We start from the raw sequence: 22,977 nt of genomic DNA, 5'->3' as shown, positions 1-22,977 counted from the left end.
AGATTTGACATTTAGGCAAGTGAAGACGCATTTGCCTCGATTCTATAGCAGTTAGGGAGTTGCCATGACCGCCGAGTATTCCTCTGCCCAGTTGCGGGTACTCAAAGGCCTTGAACCCGTACGAACCCGACCGGGGATGTACATCGGCAGCACTGGCCCCAAGGGACTCCACCACTTGGTTTATGAAGTCGTGGACAACTCCGTTGATGAAGCCTTAGCGGGATACTGTTCCACCATTCTAGTTCAGATCAATGCTGATGGCTCCGTCACGGTCACCGACAATGGGCGCGGGATTCCAACGGATATTCACCCCGATACCGGCGTCTCTGGGGTTGAGACGGTGATGACGGTGCTCCACGCCGGGGGCAAGTTTGGCGATGGTGGCTACAAAGTCTCAGGGGGGTTGCACGGTGTGGGTGTCTCTGTGGTCAACGCCCTCTCGGAATGGTTAGAAGTGACGGTGTGGCGCAATGGTTTTGTCCATCATCAGCGCTATGAACGGGGGGTTCCCATTACTCCCCTCGAAAAGACCCCCGATAGTGAGGAACGGCGGGGTACCTCAGTGACCTTCTTTCCTGATCGCCAGATTTTCACAGAAACGATTGAATTTGACGCCAAGGTGCTGATGACACGGCTGCGGGAACTGGCCTATCTCAATGCCGGCATTCGTATTGATTTCAAGGATTTGCGCGTTACGCCCCCCTTGAGTGAAACCTACTGCTATGAAGGCGGTATCCGTGAATATGTCCGCTACATGGTGCAGGAAAAGGAACCCCTTCACCCAGAGATCATCTACATTCAGGGGGAAAAAAACGATGTGCAGGTGGAAGCGGCCCTACAGTGGTGTGCCGATGCCTACAGTGAAAACCTGCTAGGCTTTGCCAATAATATCCGCACCATTGATGGCGGTACCCACATGGAGGGGCTAAAGGCAGTCCTAACGCGGACCCTCAATGCCCTTGGCCGCAAGCGCAATAAACTCAAGGAGGGGGACGCCAATTTGGCGGGGGAAAACATTCGCGAAGGCCTCACCGCCATTATTTCAGTAAAGGTGCCCAACCCTGAATTTGAAGGGCAGACAAAAACCAAGCTGGGCAATACCGAAGTACGCGGCATTGTGGATGCCATTGTGGGCGAAGCCCTAACGGAATACCTTGACTTTCATCCGACCGTCACCGACACGATCTTGGAAAAAGCCATCCAAGCCTTTAATGCGGCTGAAGCGGCGCGGCGGGCACGGGAAATGGTACGGCGCAAGTCGGTGCTGGAGTCTTCGACGCTGCCGGGGAAATTGGCGGATTGCAGTTCACGGGATCCCGCTGTCTCGGAAATTTTCATTGTCGAAGGTGATTCTGCGGGTGGCTGCTTTGCTGGTGATACAAAGGTGGCTCTCGCCGATGGCCGTTGCCTCAGTTTTGTGGAGTTAATGGCAGAACAAGCGGCAGGCGAGGAGCATTTTGGCTACACAGTTCGCCACGATGGCACGATTGGTATTGAGCGACTGGTCAACGTCCGCAAAACCAAAACAAATGCTGAAGTCATTAAGCTCACCCTTGACAACGGCGAGGTGATTATCTGCACCCCCGATCACCGTTTCATGCTCCGCAATGGTGAGTATAAAGAGGCACAGGCGTTAACTCCCGATGATTCCCTAATGCCACTTTATCGAAAAGCATCTAGCAGCGCTGATTCGGGAATTACGATCGATGGCTACGAAAGGGTTTGGGATCCTCGATCAAATTCTTGGCTGTTTACCCACATGCTTGCAGATTGGTATAACCGCTGGCAAGAAAAATACGCCTTAGAAAGTGGTGAGCATTGTCATCATGTTGACTTCAACAAGCGAAACAATAATCCCACGAATCTGATTCGTCTGTCTGCTGATGCACATCTTGAACTTCATCGCCAGCACATTGATAAAACCTTACATCGTCCTGAAGTTAAGGAGAAGTGCCGTCAGAAGCGGAAAGAAGCACTATCAAAGACCTACTTTGACAAGACAATTAAAGCCCTAAAGAAAATTGAGTTAGAACAAGGTAATATTGATTTAGAGTCTTATCGCGAATATCGTTGCCAAACACGTGATAAGTCGCTCCTACACTTTGAAACTTTCTGTAATCGGTACTTTGATGGCGATTCAAATCGTGCCTTAGAAGCAATCAAAAACTATAACCATCGCATTGTCTCAATTGAGGTTATGGGTGAAAAGATTGATGTTTACGATTTAGAAGTGCCGGGAACCCATAACTTTGCGCTGGCCAGTGGCGTTTTTGTTCACAACAGTGCCAAACAAGGGCGCGATCGCCGCTTCCAAGCGATTTTGCCGCTGCGGGGCAAGATTCTCAACATTGAAAAAACGGATGATGCCAAAATCTACAAGAATAATGAGGTGCAGTCCTTAATTACTGCCCTTGGTCTGGGCGTGAAGGGTGAGGAGTTTGATCCTGCCAAGTTGCGCTATCACCGCATCATTATTATGAGTGTGGCCGGGGATGAACCCACCCTTGTTATGAATGCCTACGGCCATGTGGAATTGGTCAAAATTGGCGAGTTTATTGATCAGTGCATTGAGGGGCAACGGATTGCTGAGCACTATCAGGTGATGTCTTTTGATCCCAAGACGGGTCAGACTCGCTTTCAACCCCTGAAGGCAGTGATTCGCCATTCCCATGAAGAGCCAATGTATGCAATTCAAACCCGCTACCATCGCTCCATTAAGGTGACGGCCTCCCACAGTGTCTATGTTTATGAAGACGGTCAGATCAAGTTGAAAAAAGGAAATGAGATTCGAGTGGGCGATCGCCTTGTTGCCAGTCGCCGCTTACCGCGTCCCCCAATTGTTGAGCGCATTGATCTGCTGCACTTGTTTTACCAAGTGGGTCTCACGGAGGGGCTGTATCTCAAGGGGGAAGGTGTCAAAGCCCTGTGTGGCCAACAACTCCTAGCACGGGTCGAGTGCTCCTCGGAGGGGCAAGAACCGCGTGTTGCCTATGATCCCCAGCTGTGGGAACCCCTGCGGCAAGTGCGTCAAGTCCAAGGGCTAAGTCAAGAGGCCGTTGCTGCCCAAGTCGGGGTCAAACAGGCCATCATCATTTCCCAATGGGAACGGGGTCAAACCAGGCCGACCCTAAAACACTTCCTCAATTACCTCGAGGCCATTCAGTGGCATTACCCACTCCAATACCAAACGTTACTGTCGCGGCTTGAAAGGATACAGCATCAAAGTGACGACAGCAAAAATGCCCCCTACCGCCAAATCAGCGGTTATCAGCCCCTCGATAGCTTTACCCTTGCGGAACTAGAGTGCCTCACTGGGGAGGTGCAACTTGTACCCCATGCCCACCATGACAAAGCTTTTGGCCGATATTTAGAGGTCAATCGGGAGTTACTGTGGTTTTTAGGCTGGTATGTAGCCGAAGGAAGCCTGAGTCAACATCAAGTTAGCCTCAGCTTGGGGCGAAAAGACCAGCCCTTTATCCCTGAACTCTGCCGTACCATTGAAACCCTCTTTGGCGAGTCTCCTCACTGCGATGCTGACCCTGAAAGTCAAGGACAAAAACTCTACTTCCACAGTGTCTTGGCAGCCTGTTTACTCAAAGCCTTGGGGGTGGGGGGCAAAGCCCACGAGAAGTGCCTGCCCTCCTTGGTGTGGCGGGTGCCACTAGAGCTACAGTTGGCCTTTTTGGAGGGGTATTTCCTCGGCGATGGGGCGATCGCCCGCAGCCACATCTCTATGACCACCACTTCTCCTACCCTCAAAGATGGCCTCCTCTACCTGTTTGGTCAGTTGGGCTGGGTAGCAAGCTGGACAACGCTAAAACCAGAAGCCGTTGCCAATTCACGGGTACCAACCCGCCATGAAGTGCATTGCCTCACCCTGAGCGGCAAGCCCCAACTGGAAGCGGCGCTGCCCATTTGGCAGCGTCATCCCCACAGTGAATCCCTGAAGCCCTATCTGGCTTTGCCCCACCACAAGCCACTGGCTTTTACCCCTATTAGTGAAGACTTAATGGCACTAGAGGTGACGCAAGTTGCGGAAATTCCACCCGTGGGTGAGTATGTCTATGACTTCTCAGTGGAGGGGGATGAAAACTTTATTTGTGGTGTCGGTGGGTTGTGTGCCCACAATACAGACGCTGATGTGGATGGTTCCCACATTCGCACCTTGTTGCTGACCTTTTTCTATCGCTATCAGCAGGAATTGATTAACCAAGGCTTTGTCTATATTGCCTGCCCACCCCTGTATAAGGTTGAACGGGGGCGACAGCACTTCTATTGCTATAGCGATCGCGAGCTGCAGCAGCAGATTGCCGCCTTCCCGGAAAATGCCAACTACACGATCCAGCGCTTTAAGGGTCTCGGGGAAATGATGCCGGAGCAGTTGTGGGAAACGACGATGAACCCAGAGACGCGCATTCTCAAACGGGTGGAAATTGAAGATGCTGCTGAGGCCGATCGCATTTTCACCATCCTCATGGGCGATCGCGTGGCACCTCGTCGCGAATTTATCGAGACCTATGGCCCCCAGTTGGCCCTAGAAAACCTCGATATCTAAAGCCAGCCCCCAGAGTAGATGTGCTATACTAGCTCTAGTTTGGCTGCGACGTTGGTGACTGCCAATATTGTTTTGTGATCTACAATTGCAAAACATTTGGGAATCAACACTGTGGGCGGCAGTAGACTGGCCATTGAGCCAGAAACTTCTAAGTCTACGGTTAGCATTCCCCCCTAGGCTTTACTAGGTCATAAACTGAGGTAAAACGGCGTCGCGGTTAGACTTTTCCTAACCATGAACCATCGCTACATTCTCCTGTACAAGCCCTATCGGGTGCTTTGTCAGTTTCAGGATCAAGAGGGGCGATCGACCCTCAAGGATTACGTTCCCATTCCCGATGTTTATCCCGCTGGCCGCCTCGACTACGACAGCGAGGGGTTGGTTCTCCTCACCAATGATGGCTGGTTGCAACACCGCTTGACGGATCCGCGCTACGGGCACCCGCGCACCTATTGGGTACAGGTAGAAGGGGAACCCAACCCAGCAGCCCTGACTGAGTTAGCCGAAGGCGTTGTCATCCAAGGCTATCGCACGCGACCTGCGGTTGTCCAGGTACTGAAACAGGAACCCTCCTTACCCCCTAGGGAGCCACCCATTCGTTATCGTCGTTCTATTCCCACCCATTGGCTGAGTCTGACGTTGCGGGAAGGTCGCAATCGCCAAGTCCGCCGCATGACGGCTGCGGTAGGGTTACCTACGCTGCGCTTGGTACGGGTGGCGATCGCCAACCTGCAATTGGGTGACCTTGCCCCCGGAGAATGGCGCGAGGTTCTGCCCCAAGAACGGCAAGCCCTTTGGCAAGCCTGTGGTCGGCGACCGGCCCGACTTGCTTAGCATTCCTTAATAACCGAGGGCGTCTATATTAAGATGAGGTAACACTTGTTATTTTTGACTGCACTGCATTCAAGAGGTCGTCCCATGGGACAGCCGTTGCTCAGCAAAGTTGGTCGTCCATGGCTGATCGGGGGGGCGATCGCCATCGGATTAGGAAGCTTGGCATTCAGTTTGAACTATTGGCAGCAACGTCAACGGGTCAATGAAGAACAGGCAATTCAGGCAGCCCTTGCCGATCCCATGAGCGATCGCATTACCGCCTTGGGTCGATTGGAACCCGAAGGGGAAGTTGTCGCTGTCAGTGCTCCCTCAATGACCGAACGGCTAGGGCAGTTGTTAGTGCGCGAGGGCGATCGCGTGGTGGCCGGTCAACCCCTTGCCTATTTAGATACCTATCCAGAGCGCAAAGCCGAACGCGATTTGGCCGCCAGTCAGTTGCAGGAAGCCCGCCTACGCTATGAGGCCGAAACCCGCTTAGCTCTTGCTCAAATTGCCGAAGCCGAGCGCCGTCGCGATCGCGCCAATGAACCGGCCATTGCCGCCATTCAAGCCCAGCAGGCCACGATTCAACGCATTCAAGCGGAACTCGAGACCGCCAACCGCGAATATCAGCGCTTTGCCCAACTCTTTGCCGATGGGGCAGTGTCGCAACAGGATCTCGACGATCGCACGGTCCGCGTCCGGAGCTTACAGGAAGAATTACGCAACGCCCAAGCCAACCTTGTTCGCCTACAGGAGGAACGGCGTACGGAACTTGCCACCGCCACTGCTCAGATCGAAGCCGCCCAAGCCAATCTGGGACGGGTACAAACCCAAGTGCAGCTCCTCTCAGCGGAACGGAATCTGCAACTGGCGGAAGCCCGCCTTGAGCGCACCATTATTCGCGCCCCCCGCAATGGTCGGGTGCTGCGGATTCACACCAGAGCCGGCGAAACCATCAACGAACGCGGGATTCTCGAACTGGGCAACACCGATCAAATGTATGCCGTTGCTGAAGTCTATGAAACCGATGTTCCCCGTGTGCGGGTGGGTCAGCCCGCGGAAATTCGCAGTCGTGCCTTGAAGGCCCCCATTACCGGCCGCGTGGCGCAAGTGGGTTTGGTGGTGGCCAAGAATGACGTGACTGATACGGATCCAGCCGCAAAAACCGATGCGCGGGTTGTGGAAGTGAAAATTCGCCTTGACAACAGTGAGCCGGTGGCGGGTCTAACCAATATGCAAGTGGAAATTGCCATTGATCCGCGCTGAGGTTCAAGGATGATTTTTGCAATTCCCTTAGCTTGGCTACAACTGATTCGAGAGCGCATTCGGCTCTTGGTGGCGATCGCGGGCATTGCCTTTGCAGTGGTGCTGATGCTGATGCAGTTTGGCTTTCGCGATGCCCTCTTTAAGGCGGCAGTGCGCTTCCACGAGAGCTTAAACACCGATATTGTCCTCATTAGTCCCCAATCGACGGCGCTGATTGCCATGCGCAGCTTCCCGCGGCGGCGACTCTACCAAGCAGCGGGCTTTGAAGGGGTCGAGTCGGTTTCTCCCCTCTACCTGAGTTTTGGTCTCTGGCGCAATCCCATTAACAAAAGTACTCGCCAACTGATGGTGATTGGCGTCGATCCGCTGGCGGTATCCATTGCCGTATCCGATACCCCCCACTGGCAAGATGCGATTAAGCTAGCGGACCATGTTCTTTTTGATGCCCAATCCCGCGCTGAGTTTGGCCCGATTCCTGAGCTATACCGCCAGGGGGAAGAGGTCACGACCGAAGTCTCTGGCCGCAAAATCACCGTGGCAGGCTTGTTTCGCATGGGAGCCAACTTTGGTGCCGATGGTAATTTGCTCACGAGTGATTTGAACTTTTTGCGCCTTTTCCCCGAACGTCATCCGGGGCTAATCGATGTGGGTTTAGTACGGGTGCAGCCGGGGGTGAATACGAAAGCATTGGCACGGCGGATGAATGCTTCCCTCGGCAATGATGTACTGGTGATGACCCGTGAGGAGTTTGCTGAGTTTGAGCGCAGTTATTGGGAAAAGAGTACCTCCATTGGCTTTATTTTCTCCCTTGGTGCCCTGATGGGATTTATCGTTGGCTCGGTGATTGTCTATCAAATTCTCTACACCGATGTCACGGATCACTTGGCGGAGTATGCCACCCTCAAGGCCATGGGCTACCGCGATATCTTCTTCTATGGCGTGGTCATGCAGGAGTCTTTGATTCTCTCCTGTATCGGCTATGTTCCAGGCTTTATCGTGTCATTTTTACTCTACATCCTGATTGCCAGAGCCACGTCACTGCCAGTGTGGATGACCGTAGAGCGCGCCAGTTTGGTCTTTACCCTCACGGTCTTAATGTGTACCCTTTCGGGAGCGATCGCCATGCGGCGGATCCAAGCAGCTGATCCTGCCGATATTTTCTAGGAGAGTGTTATGGAGCCAGTGATCCACATTCAAGGCCTCAATCACTACTTTGGTCAGGGGCAACTGCGCAAGCAAATTCTCTTTGATCTCTGCGCTCGCATTGAGGCGGGTGAAATTGTGATCATGACGGGGCCTTCGGGGTCAGGGAAAACCACACTGTTAACCCTGATCGGTGCCTTGCGATCGGCACAAGAGGGCAGTCTGCGGGTTCTGGGTCAGGAGCTACGCAACGCCACAAAAGAGCAGCAGATTCAAATTCGGCGGCAAACGGGCTACATCTTCCAAGGGCACAATCTGCTCCATGCCTTGACGGCTCGCCAAAATGTGCAAATGGCGCTGGATTTGCAACCCCACCTCAGTCCACAGGAAGTTCGAGAGCGGGTGGAAGCCATGCTCTGTGCCGTTGGTCTTGGAGAGCGCCTTGACTACTATCCCCATGAACTTTCGGGGGGGCAAAAGCAACGGGTGGCGATCGCCCGCGCTCTCGTGGGACATCCCAAAATTGTCCTTGCCGATGAACCGACGGCTGCCCTCGATAAAAAATCCGGGCGCGATGTGGTGGAAATTATGCGTACCCTTGCCCGCGAACAGGGCTGCACCATTTTAATTGTGACCCACGATAACCGTATTCTTGATGTCGCCGATCGCATTATTCACATGGAAGATGGCCGCCTCTCAGAAACCACAATTGGCCTTTCCGCCTAGCCTAGAATAGAGGCAAGCAGTGCAGGGCAAATCCGCCGATCATGTTTGCAGCTCCGCAGGGGACAGTGCCAATGTTGGAGAGTGGCGATCGCCTCAGTCGCGAGGCCTTTGAGCGCCTATATGCCCAATGTCCCCATATTAAAAAAGCTGAACTCATTAACGGAGTCGTGTACGTGGCCTCCCCTGTGCGGGTGAATTCCCACAGCCGTCCCCACAGTCTCGTCATGGGCTGGTTGATGGCCTTTGAAGTGGCAACAGCCAACGTCATGGTGCTCGATAATGCCACCGTCCGCTTAGATGCCCAAACAGTGGTGCAACCCGATGCCCTGCTGCGCCTTGTCAATGGCACCTCCCGTATCAGCGAGGATGATTATCTTGAAGGGGCGCCTGAACTCATTGTCGAAATTGCCAGTAGCAGTGCCGCCTACGATCTCCACGACAAACTAGAGGTTTATTGTCGCTGTGGGGTTCAGGAATACTTGGTCTGGGTGGTACCGGAGCAGGATTTTCACTGGTATCTCAGGGAAGGAACAAGCTACCGCCGTCAAGCGCCCGATGACCACGGCATTTTTCGCAGTGGGCACTTCTCTGGATTGTGGCTACACTGGCCAGCCCTAAGAGACGGTCATTTAACGCTTGTTTTGGAAACCCTGCACACAGGATTGAAGTTGCAGCAAACCCCATAACTATTAGTGAACTGTCGCTTAACTGTAAGAACTCTGTGCTATGGTCATAGGTAGCGGCTTGCAAGCGCGGCAGTGGCACTTGTCAACTCTTCTCGTTTCCAACAGCTTCATCTTGCCAGAGGTCTCCGGCGGCAGTGTTTGCCGTAAGCGGAGCTTTTGGTGTGCTTGACAGGGCAACGCCTCTTCATTTAAGATGCAAGATCCGCGTTTTAGCGATACCCTCTAGAGGATATACATGGCTAGTAATCAGATTTACACGCCACCCGCTTTTACCTTGCCAGACCTTGTCGAGATTCAGCGGGCCAGCTTCCGATGGTTTCTGGAAGAAGGACTCATTGAAGAGCTAGAGAGTTTCTCCCCCATTACTGATTATACCGGCAAAATTGAGTTGCACTTTTTGGCCAAGGACTACCGACTCAAGGAGCCGAAGTATAGCGTCGATGAGGCCAAGCGGCGGGATGCCACCTACTCAATGCAAATGTATGTCCCGACTCGCCTCATTAACAAAGAAAATGGTAATATCATTGACCAAGATGTGTTCATCGGCGATCTGCCCCTGATGACCGATCGCGGCACGTTTATTATCAATGGTGCAGAGCGCGTCATTGTCAACCAGATTGTCCGCAGTCCTGGTGTTTACTACAAATCAGAAACCGACAAAAATGGTCGCCGTACCTACAATGCCAGCCTGATTCCTAACCGAGGGGCTTGGCTGAAGTTTGAAACCGACAAGAATGATTTGCTGTGGGTGCGCATTGACAAAACCCGCAAGCTTTCAGCCCATGTTCTCCTCAAGGCCTTGGGGTTAACCGATAGCGAAATTCTAGAGCGGCTGCGTCACCCCGAGTACTACCAAAAAACTGTTGAAAAAGAAGGCAAATTCTCCGAAGAAGACGCCCTCATTGAATTGTACAAAAAACTACGCCCAGGGGAGCCGCCCACGGTTTCAGGGGGACAACAGCTTCTGGAGTCGCGCTTCTTTGATCCCAAACGCTATGACCTTGGCCGGGTGGGTCGCTATAAGCTCAACCGCAAGTTGCAGCTGAATATTCCCGACTCGGTACGCATCCTCACCCCAGAAGATATTCTTGCGGCCATTGATTATCTAATTAACCTCGAGTTTGATCTGGGCACGATTGATGACATTGATCACCTAGGCAACCGCCGCGTCCGTTCTGTGGGTGAATTGCTGCAAAACCAAGTGCGCGTTGGCCTTAATCGCCTAGAGCGGATTATCCGCGAGCGGATGACGGTGTCTGACACGGATTCTTTGACGCCCACTTCGCTGGTGAATCCGAAGCCATTGGTGGCGGCCATTAAGGAATTCTTTGGCTCTAGCCAGCTTTCCCAATTCATGGATCAAACCAACCCCCTCGCGGAACTCACCCATAAACGGCGCTTGAGTGCCCTAGGCCCTGGGGGGCTCACCCGTGAGCGGGCGGGCTTTGCGGTGCGGGATATTCACCCGAGTCACTATGGTCGCATTTGCCCCATTGAAACTCCTGAAGGTCCCAACGCTGGGTTGATTGGTTCCTTGGCCACCCATGCCCGCGTCAATGAATATGGCTTTATTGAGACGCCTTTCTATCCGGTGAAAGATGGTCGCGTCCTGAGGGATCAGCCGCCTATCTACATGACCGCTGACGAAGAAGATGATAAGCGGGTAGCACCGGGGGATGTGCCCACCGATGAAAACGGCTACATCCTTGGGGATGTGGTGCCGGTACGCTATCGTCAAGATTTCACCACCACCACCCCCGATCAGGTGGACTACGTGGCAGTTTCGCCAGTACAGATTATCTCTGTGGCCACCTCGCTGATTCCCTTCCTAGAGCACGATGACGCCAACCGTGCCCTCATGGGATCCAACATGCAGCGGCAGGCAGTCCCCCTGTTGCGACCGCACCGTCCCTTAGTGGGTACAGGTCTAGAGGCTCAGGCAGCACGGGACTCTGGGATGGTGATTCTCAGCCAGACCAATGGTGTGGTCACCTATGTGGATGCCAATCAAATTCGCGTCAAAACCGATAACGGCCCTGAGATGACCTACACGCTGCAAAAGTACCAGCGCTCCAACCAAGATACTTGCTTGAATCAACGACCGATTGTCTTTGTCGGCGATCGCGTGCAGGCAGGACAGGTGATTGCTGATGGCTCCGCCACTGAGGGGGGCGAACTAGCCCTTGGCCAAAACATCCTTGTGGCCTATATGCCTTGGGAAGGCTACAACTACGAAGACGCCATCCTGATCAGCGAGCGGCTAGTTCAAGAGGATGTCTATACCTCCATCCACATTGAGAAGTACGAGATCGAGGCGCGGCAAACCAAACTTGGACCAGAGGAAATTACCCGCGAAGTGCCCAACGTGTCCGAGGATGCCTTGCGACAGTTAGATGAAAACGGCATTATCCGCATCGGTGCCTTTGTCGAGGCGGGCGATATTCTCGTTGGTAAAGTCACCCCCAAAGGGGAATCGGATCAGCCCCCCGAAGAAAAACTTCTGCGTGCCATCTTTGGTGAAAAAGCGCGGGATGTGCGGGATAACTCCCTGCGGGTGCCCAATGGTGAAAAAGGTCGCGTTGTCGATGTGCGCGTCTTTACCCGTGAGCAGGGAGATGAACTACCCCCCGGTGCCAATATGGTGGTGCGGGTCTATGTGGCCCAGAAGCGCAAAATTCAGGTGGGGGACAAAATGGCCGGCCGCCACGGCAATAAGGGGATTATTTCCCGCATTCTCCCGGTGGAGGATATGCCCTTCCTGCCCGATGGTCGCCCCGTGGATATTGTCCTCAATCCCTTGGGGGTGCCTTCACGGATGAATGTGGGGCAAGTCTATGAGTGTTTGCTGGGCTGGGCTGGGGAGTGTCTTGGTCGTCGGTTCAAAATTACTCCCTTTGATGAAATGCACGGCAAGGAAAAATCCCGCGAAACCGTCCATGCCAAGCTACAAGAGGCCAAAGAAGTCACGGGTCAAGATTGGGTCTTTAATCCTGAGGATCCGGGCAAAATGGTCGTCTATGATGGCCGCACCGGTGAACCCTTTGACCGGCCAGTGACGGTGGGGATGGCCTATATGCTGAAGCTCGTGCACTTGGTGGACGATAAGATCCACGCCCGCTCCACAGGGCCTTACTCTTTGGTTACTCAACAGCCCCTCGGTGGTAAAGCCCAGCAAGGGGGTCAGCGCTTTGGCGAAATGGAGGTGTGGGCATTGGAGGCCTATGGTGCCGCCTATATTCTCCAAGAGTTGCTGACGGTCAAGTCCGATGATATGCAAGGACGCAATGAAGCCCTCAATGCCATTGTTAAAGGGCAATCCATTCCACGACCGGGCACGCCAGAGTCCTTCAAGGTGCTGATGCGGGAGCTGCAATCCCTGTGCTTGGATATTTCCGTGCGCAAGGCCAGTATTCCCAGCTTTGATGACGATGGCGAAATGAAACCTGACCCCGAGGTGGATTTGATGGTGGATGTCAGCCCTCGCCGTACCCCGGCACGACCCACAATTGACTACAGTGCCCTCGACGACACGGACGACAAAGAAGGGGCAACGACATTCTAAACACTTAGAACTGAGTCAGCTTGTTTGGGGGGCGATCGCCCCCTTGATCCATTCACCGCCAAAGGATTTGTGAGTTTATGCCCAGAATCGAGCAACGCTTTGATTATGTAAAAGTGTCTCTCGCGTCACCGGAGCGCATCATCCAATGGGGGCAGCGCACGCTCCCCAACGGTCAAGTGGTGGGCGAGGTGACTAAACCAGAAACCATTAACTATCGCACCCTCAAGCCGGAGATGGACGGCCTCTTCTGCGAGCGGATTTTTGGTCCTGCTAAGGATTGGGAGTGCCACTGCGGTAAATACAAGCGGGTGCGCCATCGTGGCATTGTCTGCGAACGTTGTGGCGTTGAAGTCACCGAATCGCGGGTGCGCCGCCATCGCATGGGCTACATTAAGTTGGCTGCCCCAGTGACCCATGTCTGGTATCTGAAGGGGATTCCCAGCTACATGGCGATCCTGCTGGATATGCCCCTGCGGGATGTAGAGCAAATTGTCTATTTCAACTCCTATGTAGTGCTAGATCCGGGCAATCACCCCGGTCTCAGCTACAAGCAGCTCCTAAGCGAAGATCAGTGGCAGGAAATTGAAGAAGAGATCTACAGCGAAGACTCGGAGCTAGAGGGTATTGAGGTGGGTATTGGGGCTGAAGCCATTCAACGCCTGCTTCAGAATTTAGATCTGCAAGCGGAGGCCGACCAACTGCGGCAGGAAATCCTCAACTCCAAGGGGCAAAAACGCGCCAAGCTCATCAAACGGCTGCGGGTCATTGACAACTTCATTGCCACTGGAGCAAAGCCAGAGTGGATGGTTTTGACGGTCATTCCCGTGATTCCACCGGATCTGCGGCCAATGGTGCAGCTAGATGGCGGGCGTTTTGCTACCTCTGACCTTAATGACCTGTACCGCCGCGTCATTAACCGCAACAACCGCCTTGCCCGCCTGCAAGAGATTCTCGCCCCCGAGATTATTGTGCGGAATGAGAAGCGCATGCTTCAAGAGGCGGTGGATGCCCTGATTGATAATGGTCGTCGCGGTCGTACGGTAGTGGGCGCCAATAACCGTCCCCTGAAGTCCCTCTCCGACATTATTGAGGGGAAACAGGGTCGCTTCCGCCAAAACCTGCTGGGGAAACGGGTGGACTACTCCGGTCGTTCGGTGATTGTGGTGGGGCCAAAACTGCAAATGCACCAGTGCGGCCTGCCTCGGGAAATGGCCATTGAACTCTTCCAGCCCTTTGTGATTCACCGCTTGATTCGCCAACAAATTGTCAACAACATTAAGGCAGCAAAGCGGATGATCCAGCGCAATGACCCCCAAATTTGGGATGTGCTGGAGGAGGTGATTGAGGGTCACCCCGTGCTGCTCAACCGGGCGCCGACCCTCCACCGTTTGGGGATTCAGGCCTTTGAGCCGATTCTGGTGGAAGGGCGTGCCATTCAACTGCACCCCTTGGTGTGTCCTGCCTTCAACGCGGACTTTGACGGTGACCAAATGGCGGTGCACGTGCCCCTCTCGATTGAGGCTCAAGCGGAGGCGCGGATGCTGATGCTAGCCTCAAATAATATTCTGTCGCCGGCTACGGGCAAGCCGATTATTACCCCCAGCCAAGACATGGTTTTGGGTTGCTATTACTTGACGGCAGAAAATCCGAAGCTGCCAGATTATAGCGATCGCTACTATGCCAACTTCCAAGACGTGGTCATGGCCTACGAACAGGGACACTTGCCGCTCCATGCCTTTGTCTGGGTGCGCTACGACGGTGAGGTGGACGATGGTGATACCAGTGAACCTCAGATTACGACCTATGAAGATGGTTCCCGTTTACTGGAGTATTCCCTGCGGCGGGTCAAGGAGGATGCTAACGGTCAACTGATTTCCCAATACATCCGCACCACCCCCGGTCGCATCATCTACAACCAAACGATTCAAGAAGCCCTAGCCAGTTAATTTGGGAGACCCCAACACCATGACTGAGAAAAAGCCTGTTTTCTTTAACCGCATCATTGACAAAAAAGGCTTGCGGAACCTAATTGCTTGGTCGTTTAGCAACTTTGGCACCGCCCGCACAGCGGAAATGGCCGACAAAGTCAAAGACCTTGGCTTTCGCTATGCCACCCGCGCCGGTGTCTCCATCAGTGTTGATGACCTGCTCGTGCCCCCGAAAAAACAGGAACTCCTCGAAGCCGCTGAAAAGGAAATTAAAACCGCTCAAGAGCGCTACTCGCGGGGTGAAATTACGGAGGTGGAACGCTTCCAGAAGGTGATTGACACTTGGAACACCACCAACGAAGAACTGAAAAACGAGGTGGTGCGGCACTTCCGTAATACTGATGTCCTCAACTCCGTGTATATGATGGCCTTCTCGGGGGCACGGGGGAACCTCTCGCAGGTGCGCCAGTTGGTGGGAATGCGGGGGTTAATGGCCAATCCCCAAGGGGAAATCATTGACCTGCCGATTAAAACCAACTTCCGCGAAGGGCTGACGGTGACGGAGTACATTATCTCCTCCTACGGTGCGCGTAAAGGACTGGTGGATACAGCACTGCGGACGGCGGACTCCGGTTACCTGACCCGGCGCTTGGTGGATGTCTCTCAAGATGTGATTATCCGCGAAGAGGATTGTGAAACGGAGCGGGGCATTACGCTGCGCAGTATGACGGTGGGGGATAAGGTACTGGCGCTAGAGGATCGGCTTTTGGGTCGAGTGGTGCTCAATGATGTCTGCCATCCGGAAACGGGCGAAGTGCTGGTGGCCAAAAATCAAGCCATCTCTGCTGATCTAGCGAAGAAAATTGTTGATGCGGGTATCGAAGAAGTAGTGGTGCGATCGCCCCTCACCTGCGAGGCCACTGGCTCTGTGTGTCGTCTCTGCTACGGCTGGAGCCTTGCCCATGCCCAACTGGTGGATATGGGGGAAGCCGTAGGGATTATTGCGGCTCAATCCATTGGTGAACCCGGTACGCAGTTGACCATGCGCACATTCCACACCGGTGGGGTGTTTACGGGGGAAGTGGCTCGCCAAGAACGCGCTCCCTTTGCTGGCACGGTGGAGTACGGCAAGAAATTACGGGTACGTCCCTACCGCACTCGTCACGGGGATGATGCCTTTATTGTCGAAACCGCTGGCAAGCTTGTGATCAAAGGTGGTCAGCAAAGCCAAGAATTTGACCTCTCCCAAGGGTCAATTGTGCTAGTGGCAGAGGGTGAAACCGTTGCAGCGGGTCAATTGTTGGCGGAAGTGGCGCAGGCCTCCCGCAGTGTCCGCAAGTCCACGGAGAAAGTGACCAAGGATGTGGCCTCGGATTTGGCGGGTCAAGTGAAGTTCGTCAACCTCGAAGCAGAGGAGAAGCGCGATCGCCAAGGCACCACAACGCGCATTGCCCCCAAAGGTGGCTTGATTTGGGTACTGTCTGGGGAAGTCTATAACCTGCCCCCCGGTGCGGAGCCAGTGGTGAAAAATGGCGATCGCATTGAAGCCGGAGCCGTGCTTGCAGAAACCACGGTGAAAACCGAGCATGGCGGTGTCGTGCGTCTCCCTGAGCAACAGGACAGCAAAGGCGGTCGCGAGGTGGAAATTATTACTGCCTCGGTGATGCTCGATAAAGCCAAGGTGCTCAAAGAAACCCAGCAGGGACGCGAGCATTACATTATTGAAACCGCCACTGGTCAGCGCTTCTCCTTGAAAGCTGCCCCCGGTACGAAAGTCGCCAATGGTCAAGTGGTGGCCGAACTCATTGACGATCGCTACCACACCACGACTGGCGGTATCCTCAAATATGCCGACATTGAAGTGGCCAAAAAAGGCAAAGCCAAGCAGGGCTACGAAGTCCTCAAGGGGGGGACGCTCCTGTGGATTCCCGAAGAAACCCATGAGGTCAATAAAGACATCTCGCTGCTCATGGTCGAGGACAACCAATACGTCGAAGCAGGGACGGAGGTTGTCAAGGACATCTTCTGTCAAAACAGCGGTGTCGTCGAAGTCATCCAGAAAAACGACATCCTGCGGGAAATTATTATCAAGCCCGGCGAACTGCACCTTGTGGATGATCCGGAAGCCGCGCGGCTGAAGCATGGTGTGTTGGCGCGTCCGGGTGAAGAGGTACTCCCCGGCCTTGTGGTCGAAACCCTCTCGCAAGTGGATTATCTGGAGGACACTCCCGAAGGACCAGCGATTCTGCTGCGCCCCGTCCAAGAATTTAGCGTGCCTGATGAGCCATCGGTACCCAGCCAAGACTCCAGTGATAGCTCAGGACAGTCCATTCGCCTGCGGGCTGTGCAGCGGTTGCCCTACAAACACGATGAGCGAGTTAAGTCCGTTGATGGCGTTGATCTGCTGCGGACACAGTTAGTCCTTGAAATTGGCAGCGAAGCCCCCCAACTGGCTGCTGACATTGAAATTGTGACGGATGAGGTGGATCCAGAAGCCCAGCGCCTTCAACTGGTGATTCTGGAATCCTTGGTGATTCGCCGTGACATTGCTGCCGATCAAACCCAAGGCAGTACGTTTACTTCCCTCTTGGTCAAGGATGGCGATCACATTGGCCCCGGTGCCGTGATTGCCCGCACGGACATCAAAGCCAAGCAGGCAGGTGAAGTGCAGGGGATCTTGCGCAGTGGGGAATCGGTTCGCCGTATTCTGGTCGTTACTGAGAGCGATTGCCTGCGGATCGAGACCAACGGGGCTAAACCCACGGTCAAAGTTGGTGATCTCGTGCGTCCCGGCGATGAACTGGCCAAGGGGGTGACTGCCCCAGAAACAGCAGCGGTCATGGCGGTGGCCGATGAGCACGTGATCCTGCGCTTAGCTCGTCCCTACCTTGTCTCGCCGGGGGCAGTGCTGCAAATTGAGGACGGTGACCTTGTGCAGCGCGGGGATAACCTCGCCCTGTTGGTGTTTGAGCGGGCGAAAACGGGGGACATTATTCAGGGGTTACCTCGGATTGAAGAACTCCTTGAAGCGCGCCATCCCAAGGAAAAATGCGTGCTGGCTGTGCGCCCCGGCACCTGTCAAGTCACCTACAACAGTGATGACAGCGTAGATATCAAAGTCATTGAAGAGGATGGCACGATTCAGGAATACCCTGTCCTGCCGGGTCAAAACCCCTTGGTGGTGGATGGTCAAAAGGTCAATCTCGCTGACCCCCTCACCGATGGCCCTGTGGATCCCCACGACATCCTCTCCATTTACTTTGAGTACTACAAACCCCAAGGGTTGCTCAAAGCTGCCCAAATTAGCCTTGAGAAGGTGCAATCCTTCTTGGTCAATGAGGTGCAGTCGGTGTATCTCACCCAAGGGATTGAGATTGCCGATAAACACATTGAGGTGGTCGTCCGCCAGATGACCTCGAAAGTACGGATTGATGATGCCGGCGATACAATCGTTCTCTCTGGGGAACTCATGAGTCTGCGCCAAGCGGAGCAAGCCAACGAACCCATGGCACTCACCGGTGGTGCACCTGCCCAATATACCCCTGTCCTCTTGGGGATTACCAAGGCTTCGCTGAATACCGATAGCTTTATTTCAGCCGCCAGTTTCCAAGAGACAACACGGGTACTCACGGAAGCAGCCATTGAAGGCAAGTCCGATTGGCTGCGGGGACTCAAGGAAAACGTCATCATTGGCCGTCTCATCCCAGCGGGCACCGGCTTCAACAGCTACGAGGAAAGTAGCAACGGCGACGAAGAGTGGGAAGAGGGTGAAGATCGCTTGGGTCAAACCCACGTTATCAGCCCTGAACCCGAACCCCCCTCAATGACGGTCAATGTGACCGCTGACCTCGGTGAGGATGTCCTCATTGACGATGAAACGGCGCCCCACGTGATTGAAAAAATCACTGGACGGACTCGCGATTTTGAATTCGCCAGTAGTGATGCTGACGATGAAGAGGACGAACTCCTAGACGAGGACGATGACTATGGGGAGGAAGAGGAGGATGACGCCTTTTAACTAAAACTCCCTTGACTAAAGAAGGCTACGGTAAAGGTGAGCACCTAATCTAGGAGCAAGCGATGGGTGCACTTGCCGTAGCTTTTTTTGGTCTCAGGTCGCAGATCATGCCCAACACCGCCGAACGTTTTGGCAGGGATGCGAGAAACCTGTGCCATACCCTAAAATTGGCAGTAGAGGGGTCAAAGTAAAAATCACGATTTCATGCCTGTTCCAGCGTATTCCAGCCTGAGGGCTGATCAGTTTCGTCATCCCTGCGATCGCGAGGCCACCCAAGCCCTCCAACAACTGCCGGGGTTAGATCTTCTCGTGCGATCGCTCCTAGGTTCGGTGGCGGAGCAGGCCTTTTATCTTGAAAATATTGGCAGCAGTCTGCGCCTAAGTGAACAGCAACTTCCAGACATTTACGGGCTTCATATCGAGGCTTGCCGTATTTTAGGCCTAGAGCCACCCCAACTGTATCTGAAACAGCATCCTGTCCCCAATGCCTATACCTTTGCCATGCGGGGCAAGCAGCCCTTTGTGGTACTGCACTCCTCCCTTGTGGAATTGCTGACACCCAAGGAATTGCAGGCAGTACTGGCGCACGAGTTGGGACATCTCAAGTGCGAGCATGGCGTGTATCTGACGATCGCCAACCTGCTGCTGTTTGCCACCAGTCAACTCTCCCCTTGGGGCTTGCTCTTGGCGCAAGGACTGCAAACCCAATTGATGCATTGGTTGCGCTGTGCTGAACTCACCTGCGATCGCGCGGCCTTGTTGGTGACCCAAGACCCGCGGGTTGTGGCCTCGGTGCTGATGAAACTCTGTGGTGGCTCGCCCCAGTGGAGCGATCGCCTGAATCTCGATGCCTTCATTGCCCAAGCACGTGACTATGAGGCCGCTGATCGGGGTTGGTACAACCTTTTCAAGGAATTGCAGGCCAGTCAACTGACTCACCCACTACCGGTGCTGCGGGCACGGGAAATTCTAGATTGGGCGGAAACGCAGCAGTACGATCGCCTCGTCAAGCAATTACATCCCGCTCGTCAATAACGATGGCCAAACCGATTCCCTATCAACCCCTTCTGCTGCGCCTTGCCCATGGGGCGATCGCGATTTTGGCACTCCTCGCTTTTCATTCCAGAGGAGCGGCGGATCGGGAACTGGTGGCGTGGCGGTAGGCTCAAGCCTTCCAATCAAGTGTTGTTGAGCCTAGAAATTGTTATTTTGCTGGGGATTGTGATTGCTTTTGTTTTGCCCGCTATCATAACTGCTCGATAATGCCCCGCAGGCGATCGTAGTCATCCTTGAGGAGTCGGTTCAGGTATTGGGCTGCCTGCACCAGCCACTGGCGATCGCGCTGGCGGAGTTGATACAAGGAACGCAGCGTTGCCGCCACCAAGGCATCGCCGGGACCATAGCGCAGGGTCAACAGTGTTCGCAAAAAGGTCAATGTACCACTGAAGGCAATCACTTCCTCAACAGGACAGCCATAGACCTGCTGGTGCATTTGGGGTGGGCGGGGGGGCAAGTGGTGATAAAAGCGTTCCTGTTCCTGAAAGCCAGTGATGGCGATCGTGATCTCAGTTTTCAACATGGCAAAAATATGGGGCTGCTCTTGCCGTAGTTGCTCCAACGATAACCCCAAGGCGGTGGCACGGTGAATGGTGTCGAGGGGAGCCGTTACTACATAAGCAACAACGCCATAAATGACGCGATCGCCTTCAGGAATCCGCACCCAACTACCCAAGGCGGGCACCACGGGAAAATCGAGGCTAGCGGGTTCGTGGCACTGCGCAATGCAGTGATCCGTTGCTGTCTGGATAATTTCCGCAAAGGGCTGGGGGGGAGGCGATCGCCGCGCCATCGTTTACTTTTTCGCTTTCGTTTTTCCCTTGGGCGTGGTCACCACTGGCTCTAGCTCACTGGTCTGAAAAGTAACCAATTTATCCCAGTTCCCGCCTTCAAAGAGCACTGCCACTTTGCCATCTGTAACCCGCTGTACAATCCCCTGAAATTGGTAGTAGGTATCGTTGGGATTGGTGACCTTCACGGTCATACCGGGGAGAATTATCATTGCTAAGTCGCTGGCCATCGTCTTATCCCAAAGATGTTTATGTGAATTCATTATCTCCTGCCCTTGCCCCGTTCGCGCTTTGCTGAGGGGTAGCAAAGGATAAGTGTCAGCTATTGGTTTGATGATCTTTTCTTCAACGGAGAGGGAGGGATTCGAACCCTCGGATAGGAGTTACCTGCCTATCAACAGATTAGCAATCTGCCGCTTTCGACCACTCAGCCACCTCTCCTTTTTGAGGGTTCCTTATTGTAGATCAGTTTTCTCCCCCTTTTCAATCCTCGTGGTCTGCGGCTGTTGCTCTAGGGGGCGATCGCAATCGAGAATCCATGCTAGAGTTTTGCAGAATGGGTGTGTTGTGGGAGTGAAGCACATGGCTGGATGCTGGCAAGCTTTAGCGGTGCTTAGGCGAATTCCTCTAGGGGCTGAGTTGAGTAGGTTGTGCGTCTAAGTCCTCATGATGAATGCTCTTGCCTTGAATCCCAAGACAATGCTGATGGCCGGACTCCTCGCGATCGCCACAGTGACGCTGCCTAGCTTAGTTCAAGCTACACCCACCACTACGCCAGTGGCACAGGCATCTTCTTCTCAAATACCAGCCTTGGATGCCCTTACGCCCCTCAACCCCAATCCCAATAAACTGGCGCTTCCTGAAACGGTCAACATTGATCTCAAGCAACCCCTCACCCTCGAGCAAGCGATTGAGGTGGCCCTTCGCAATAACCTTGACCTCCAGATTAGTGAGCTACAACTACAACAGGCACGGGCACAACTGCGACAGGTGCAAGCACAGCTTTATCCCACCCTTGCGTTTCAAGCCAGCATTGGCCAAAATACCTCCCCCGGTGGCCAGCCTGCCTACCTGCCCCTCAACTTTCAGCAGCAACTCTCCTTGCAACAGCAGCAACAGCAACAGGCGCAGCAACAGCTTCTCACGCAGCAACTGGCTGCCAGCCGTATTTTGAATACTCAGGTGCAACAGCTGCAACAGCGATTTCAAGGCCCGCAACTCACAGCATTTTCAGATCAGCAAAACCTTGAGCTGCAACAGCAACTGCAACAACTGCAAAATAGTGCCAGTCAGGCGGCTACCCCCTCCAACTTCAGGCCAATTACCCTTTCGCCACTGAATCAATTGAACTACAGGAATTTTTTCACCAACCTTTTTGGCGCAACGCCTGGCGCCACTGCCAACGCAGCCTTGGTGATGAACTATACCCTTTTTGCTGGGGGCGGGCGATCGGCGGCCATTGCAGCAGCTCGCAACCAAGTGCGCCTCAGTGAACTGGAGGTACAGCGTCAACGCCAGCAACTGATCCTTGAGGTAACCAATGACTATTACTTGGCACAACAGGCCAAGGTTCAGGTGCAAATTGCTGAAGCTGCCGTAGCCAATGCCCAAGTGACCCTGCGGGATGCGACGGCCTTTGAGCAAGCCGGGATTGGCACTCTATTGGATGTGTTAACTGCCGAGGTGAACCTTGCCAATGCCCAGCAAAACTTGAGCCAAGCGCGCCATTTGGAAATCACCACCCGGCGACAGTTGGCACAGCGATTGAATGTGAATCAGACGGTGGATGTGGCGATCGCTGACCGTGTCGAACCCGCTGAAGAATGGTCACTTTCCCTTGAGGATAGTATTCTCCTTGCTTATCAGAACCGTGTTGAGCTAGAGCAGCGGCTGCTACAGCGCACGATTGCCCTGAACAATCGTCAGGTAGTATTGGCGGCTACCCGTCCCCAACTGAGTCTCTTTGCCAGTGGCAATCTGCTGGACAAGGTCACGGATGATCTGGCACCTCGCTTTGGCTATGGGGTAGGACTGCAAATGCAATTAGCCCTCTTTGATGGCGGCAATGCCCGCGCCAGTGCGGCTCGCCAAGAAGCCCTTGCAGCAACTGCTGAGGAACAATATGCCAATCAGAAAAACATCATCCGCCTAGAGGTGGAAACAGCCTACACCAATCTCAGAGCCAATGAGAAAAACATTGCTACAGCACGAACAGCAGTTACCCAAGCCACTGAAGGGCTGCGCCTCGCTCGGCTGCGTTTTCAAGCGGGGGTAGGAACGCAACAAGAAGTCACCAATGCCGAAACGAATTTGACCCAAGCCCAAGGGAACCTTCTTGCTGCCATTTTGAACTATAATCGCTCCCTAGCCGCATTAAAGCGGGCTGTGGGCTATCCAGAACAAACACGTTTAGGCACAAGGCAATAAAGG

Annotated in this window: 14 protein-coding genes, 1 tRNA gene, 1 other RNA gene and 1 pseudogene; 14 read left to right on the top strand and 3 right to left on the bottom strand. The window is 53.9% G+C overall.

Translation table 11 applies throughout. The features are described from left to right. Positions 1-64: 64 nt before the first annotated feature. The 13 genes and pseudogenes from RHH53_RS13150 to RHH53_RS02100 form a co-directional block, all read left to right on the top strand. A pseudogene (locus RHH53_RS13150) lies at positions 65-2,455 on the top strand (ATP-binding protein); the annotation flags it as partial. 21 nt (positions 2,456-2,476) lie between these two features. After that, positions 2,477-4,555, top strand: coding sequence for an LAGLIDADG family homing endonuclease (locus RHH53_RS13145; protein ID WP_315863525.1), 2,079 nt, complete (start codon positions 2,477-2,479; stop codon positions 4,553-4,555). 37 nt (positions 4,556-4,592) lie between these two features. After that, a non-coding RNA gene (gene ssrS / locus RHH53_RS02150) (6S RNA) lies at positions 4,593-4,779 on the top strand. Between the two features lie 10 nt (positions 4,780-4,789). Further along, positions 4,790-5,389 carry a pseudouridine synthase gene (locus RHH53_RS02145; RefSeq protein ID WP_310744026.1) on the top strand — a complete coding sequence of 200 codons (600 nt, stop codon included), beginning with the start codon at positions 4,790-4,792 and terminating at the stop codon, positions 5,387-5,389. 84 nt (positions 5,390-5,473) lie between these two features. After that, on the top strand, positions 5,474-6,637 hold the full coding sequence (locus tag RHH53_RS02140; RefSeq protein ID WP_310744025.1) for an ABC exporter membrane fusion protein: 1,164 nt from the start codon (positions 5,474-5,476) through the stop codon (positions 6,635-6,637). Between the two features lie 9 nt (positions 6,638-6,646). Next, entirely contained in the window at positions 6,647-7,801 is a 1,155-nt protein-coding gene (gene devC / locus RHH53_RS02135; protein ID WP_206200859.1) for an ABC transporter permease DevC, read from the top strand. Positions 7,802-7,810: 9 nt separating this feature from the next. Then, entirely contained in the window at positions 7,811-8,506 is a 696-nt protein-coding gene (locus RHH53_RS02130) for a DevA family ABC transporter ATP-binding protein (RefSeq protein WP_206200858.1), read from the top strand. A gap of 41 nt (positions 8,507-8,547) precedes the next feature. Then, positions 8,548-9,192: a Uma2 family endonuclease gene (locus RHH53_RS02125; protein WP_310744024.1), complete on the top strand. Its 645-nt coding sequence runs from the start codon at positions 8,548-8,550 to the stop codon at positions 9,190-9,192. A 235-nt stretch (positions 9,193-9,427) separates the two neighbouring features. After that, the gene (gene rpoB, locus RHH53_RS02120) at positions 9,428-12,754 is read left to right on the top strand and encodes a DNA-directed RNA polymerase subunit beta (RefSeq protein WP_302677177.1); all 3,327 of its coding nucleotides are present in this window, start codon (positions 9,428-9,430) and stop codon (positions 12,752-12,754) included. A gap of 77 nt (positions 12,755-12,831) precedes the next feature. Beyond that, positions 12,832-14,700, top strand: a complete 1,869-nt coding sequence (locus RHH53_RS02115) for a DNA-directed RNA polymerase subunit gamma (RefSeq protein ID WP_206200855.1) — start codon at positions 12,832-12,834, stop codon at positions 14,698-14,700. 19 nt (positions 14,701-14,719) lie between these two features. Beyond that, positions 14,720-18,700 (top strand): DNA-directed RNA polymerase subunit beta'', encoded by a 3,981-nt coding sequence (locus RHH53_RS02110; RefSeq protein WP_310744023.1) that lies wholly within the window; start codon positions 14,720-14,722, stop codon positions 18,698-18,700. Between the two features lie 204 nt (positions 18,701-18,904). Further along, a complete protein-coding gene (locus tag RHH53_RS02105) occupies positions 18,905-19,735 on the top strand; it encodes a M48 family metallopeptidase (protein ID WP_302677174.1) in 831 nt (276 codons plus the stop codon). 2 nt (positions 19,736-19,737) lie between these two features. Then, complete coding sequence (locus RHH53_RS02100; protein WP_302677173.1) at positions 19,738-19,863, top strand: hypothetical protein; 126 nt, start codon at positions 19,738-19,740, stop codon at positions 19,861-19,863. 83 nt (positions 19,864-19,946) lie between these two features. Here the strand turns inward: RHH53_RS02100 and RHH53_RS02095 are convergent, their stop codons facing one another. From RHH53_RS02095 to RHH53_RS02085, 3 genes are all read right to left on the bottom strand, one after another. Next, entirely contained in the window at positions 19,947-20,549 is a 603-nt protein-coding gene (locus RHH53_RS02095; RefSeq protein ID WP_310453194.1) for an HAS-barrel domain-containing protein, read from the bottom strand. Positions 20,550-20,552: 3 nt separating this feature from the next. Then, a complete protein-coding gene (gene ndhS, locus RHH53_RS02090; protein ID WP_310744252.1) occupies positions 20,553-20,885 on the bottom strand; it encodes a photosynthetic/respiratory NAD(P)H-quinone oxidoreductase subunit S in 333 nt (110 codons plus the stop codon). 11 nt (positions 20,886-20,896) lie between these two features. Continuing rightward, a tRNA-Ser gene (locus RHH53_RS02085) sits at positions 20,897-20,988 on the bottom strand. Positions 20,989-21,213: 225 nt separating this feature from the next. Between RHH53_RS02085 and RHH53_RS02080 the strand changes: the two genes are divergently transcribed. Next, a complete protein-coding gene (locus RHH53_RS02080) occupies positions 21,214-22,974 on the top strand; it encodes a TolC family protein (RefSeq protein WP_310744022.1) in 1,761 nt (586 codons plus the stop codon). Positions 22,975-22,977: the final 3 nt, after the last annotated feature.

Source organism: Thermosynechococcus sp. PKX82 (assembly GCF_031583255.1).
Taxonomy (GTDB): Bacteria; Cyanobacteriota; Cyanobacteriia; order Thermosynechococcales; family Thermosynechococcaceae; genus Thermosynechococcus.
Note: the sequence above shows the minus strand (reverse complement) of the source record. Positions and strands in the feature narration are given on the sequence as shown.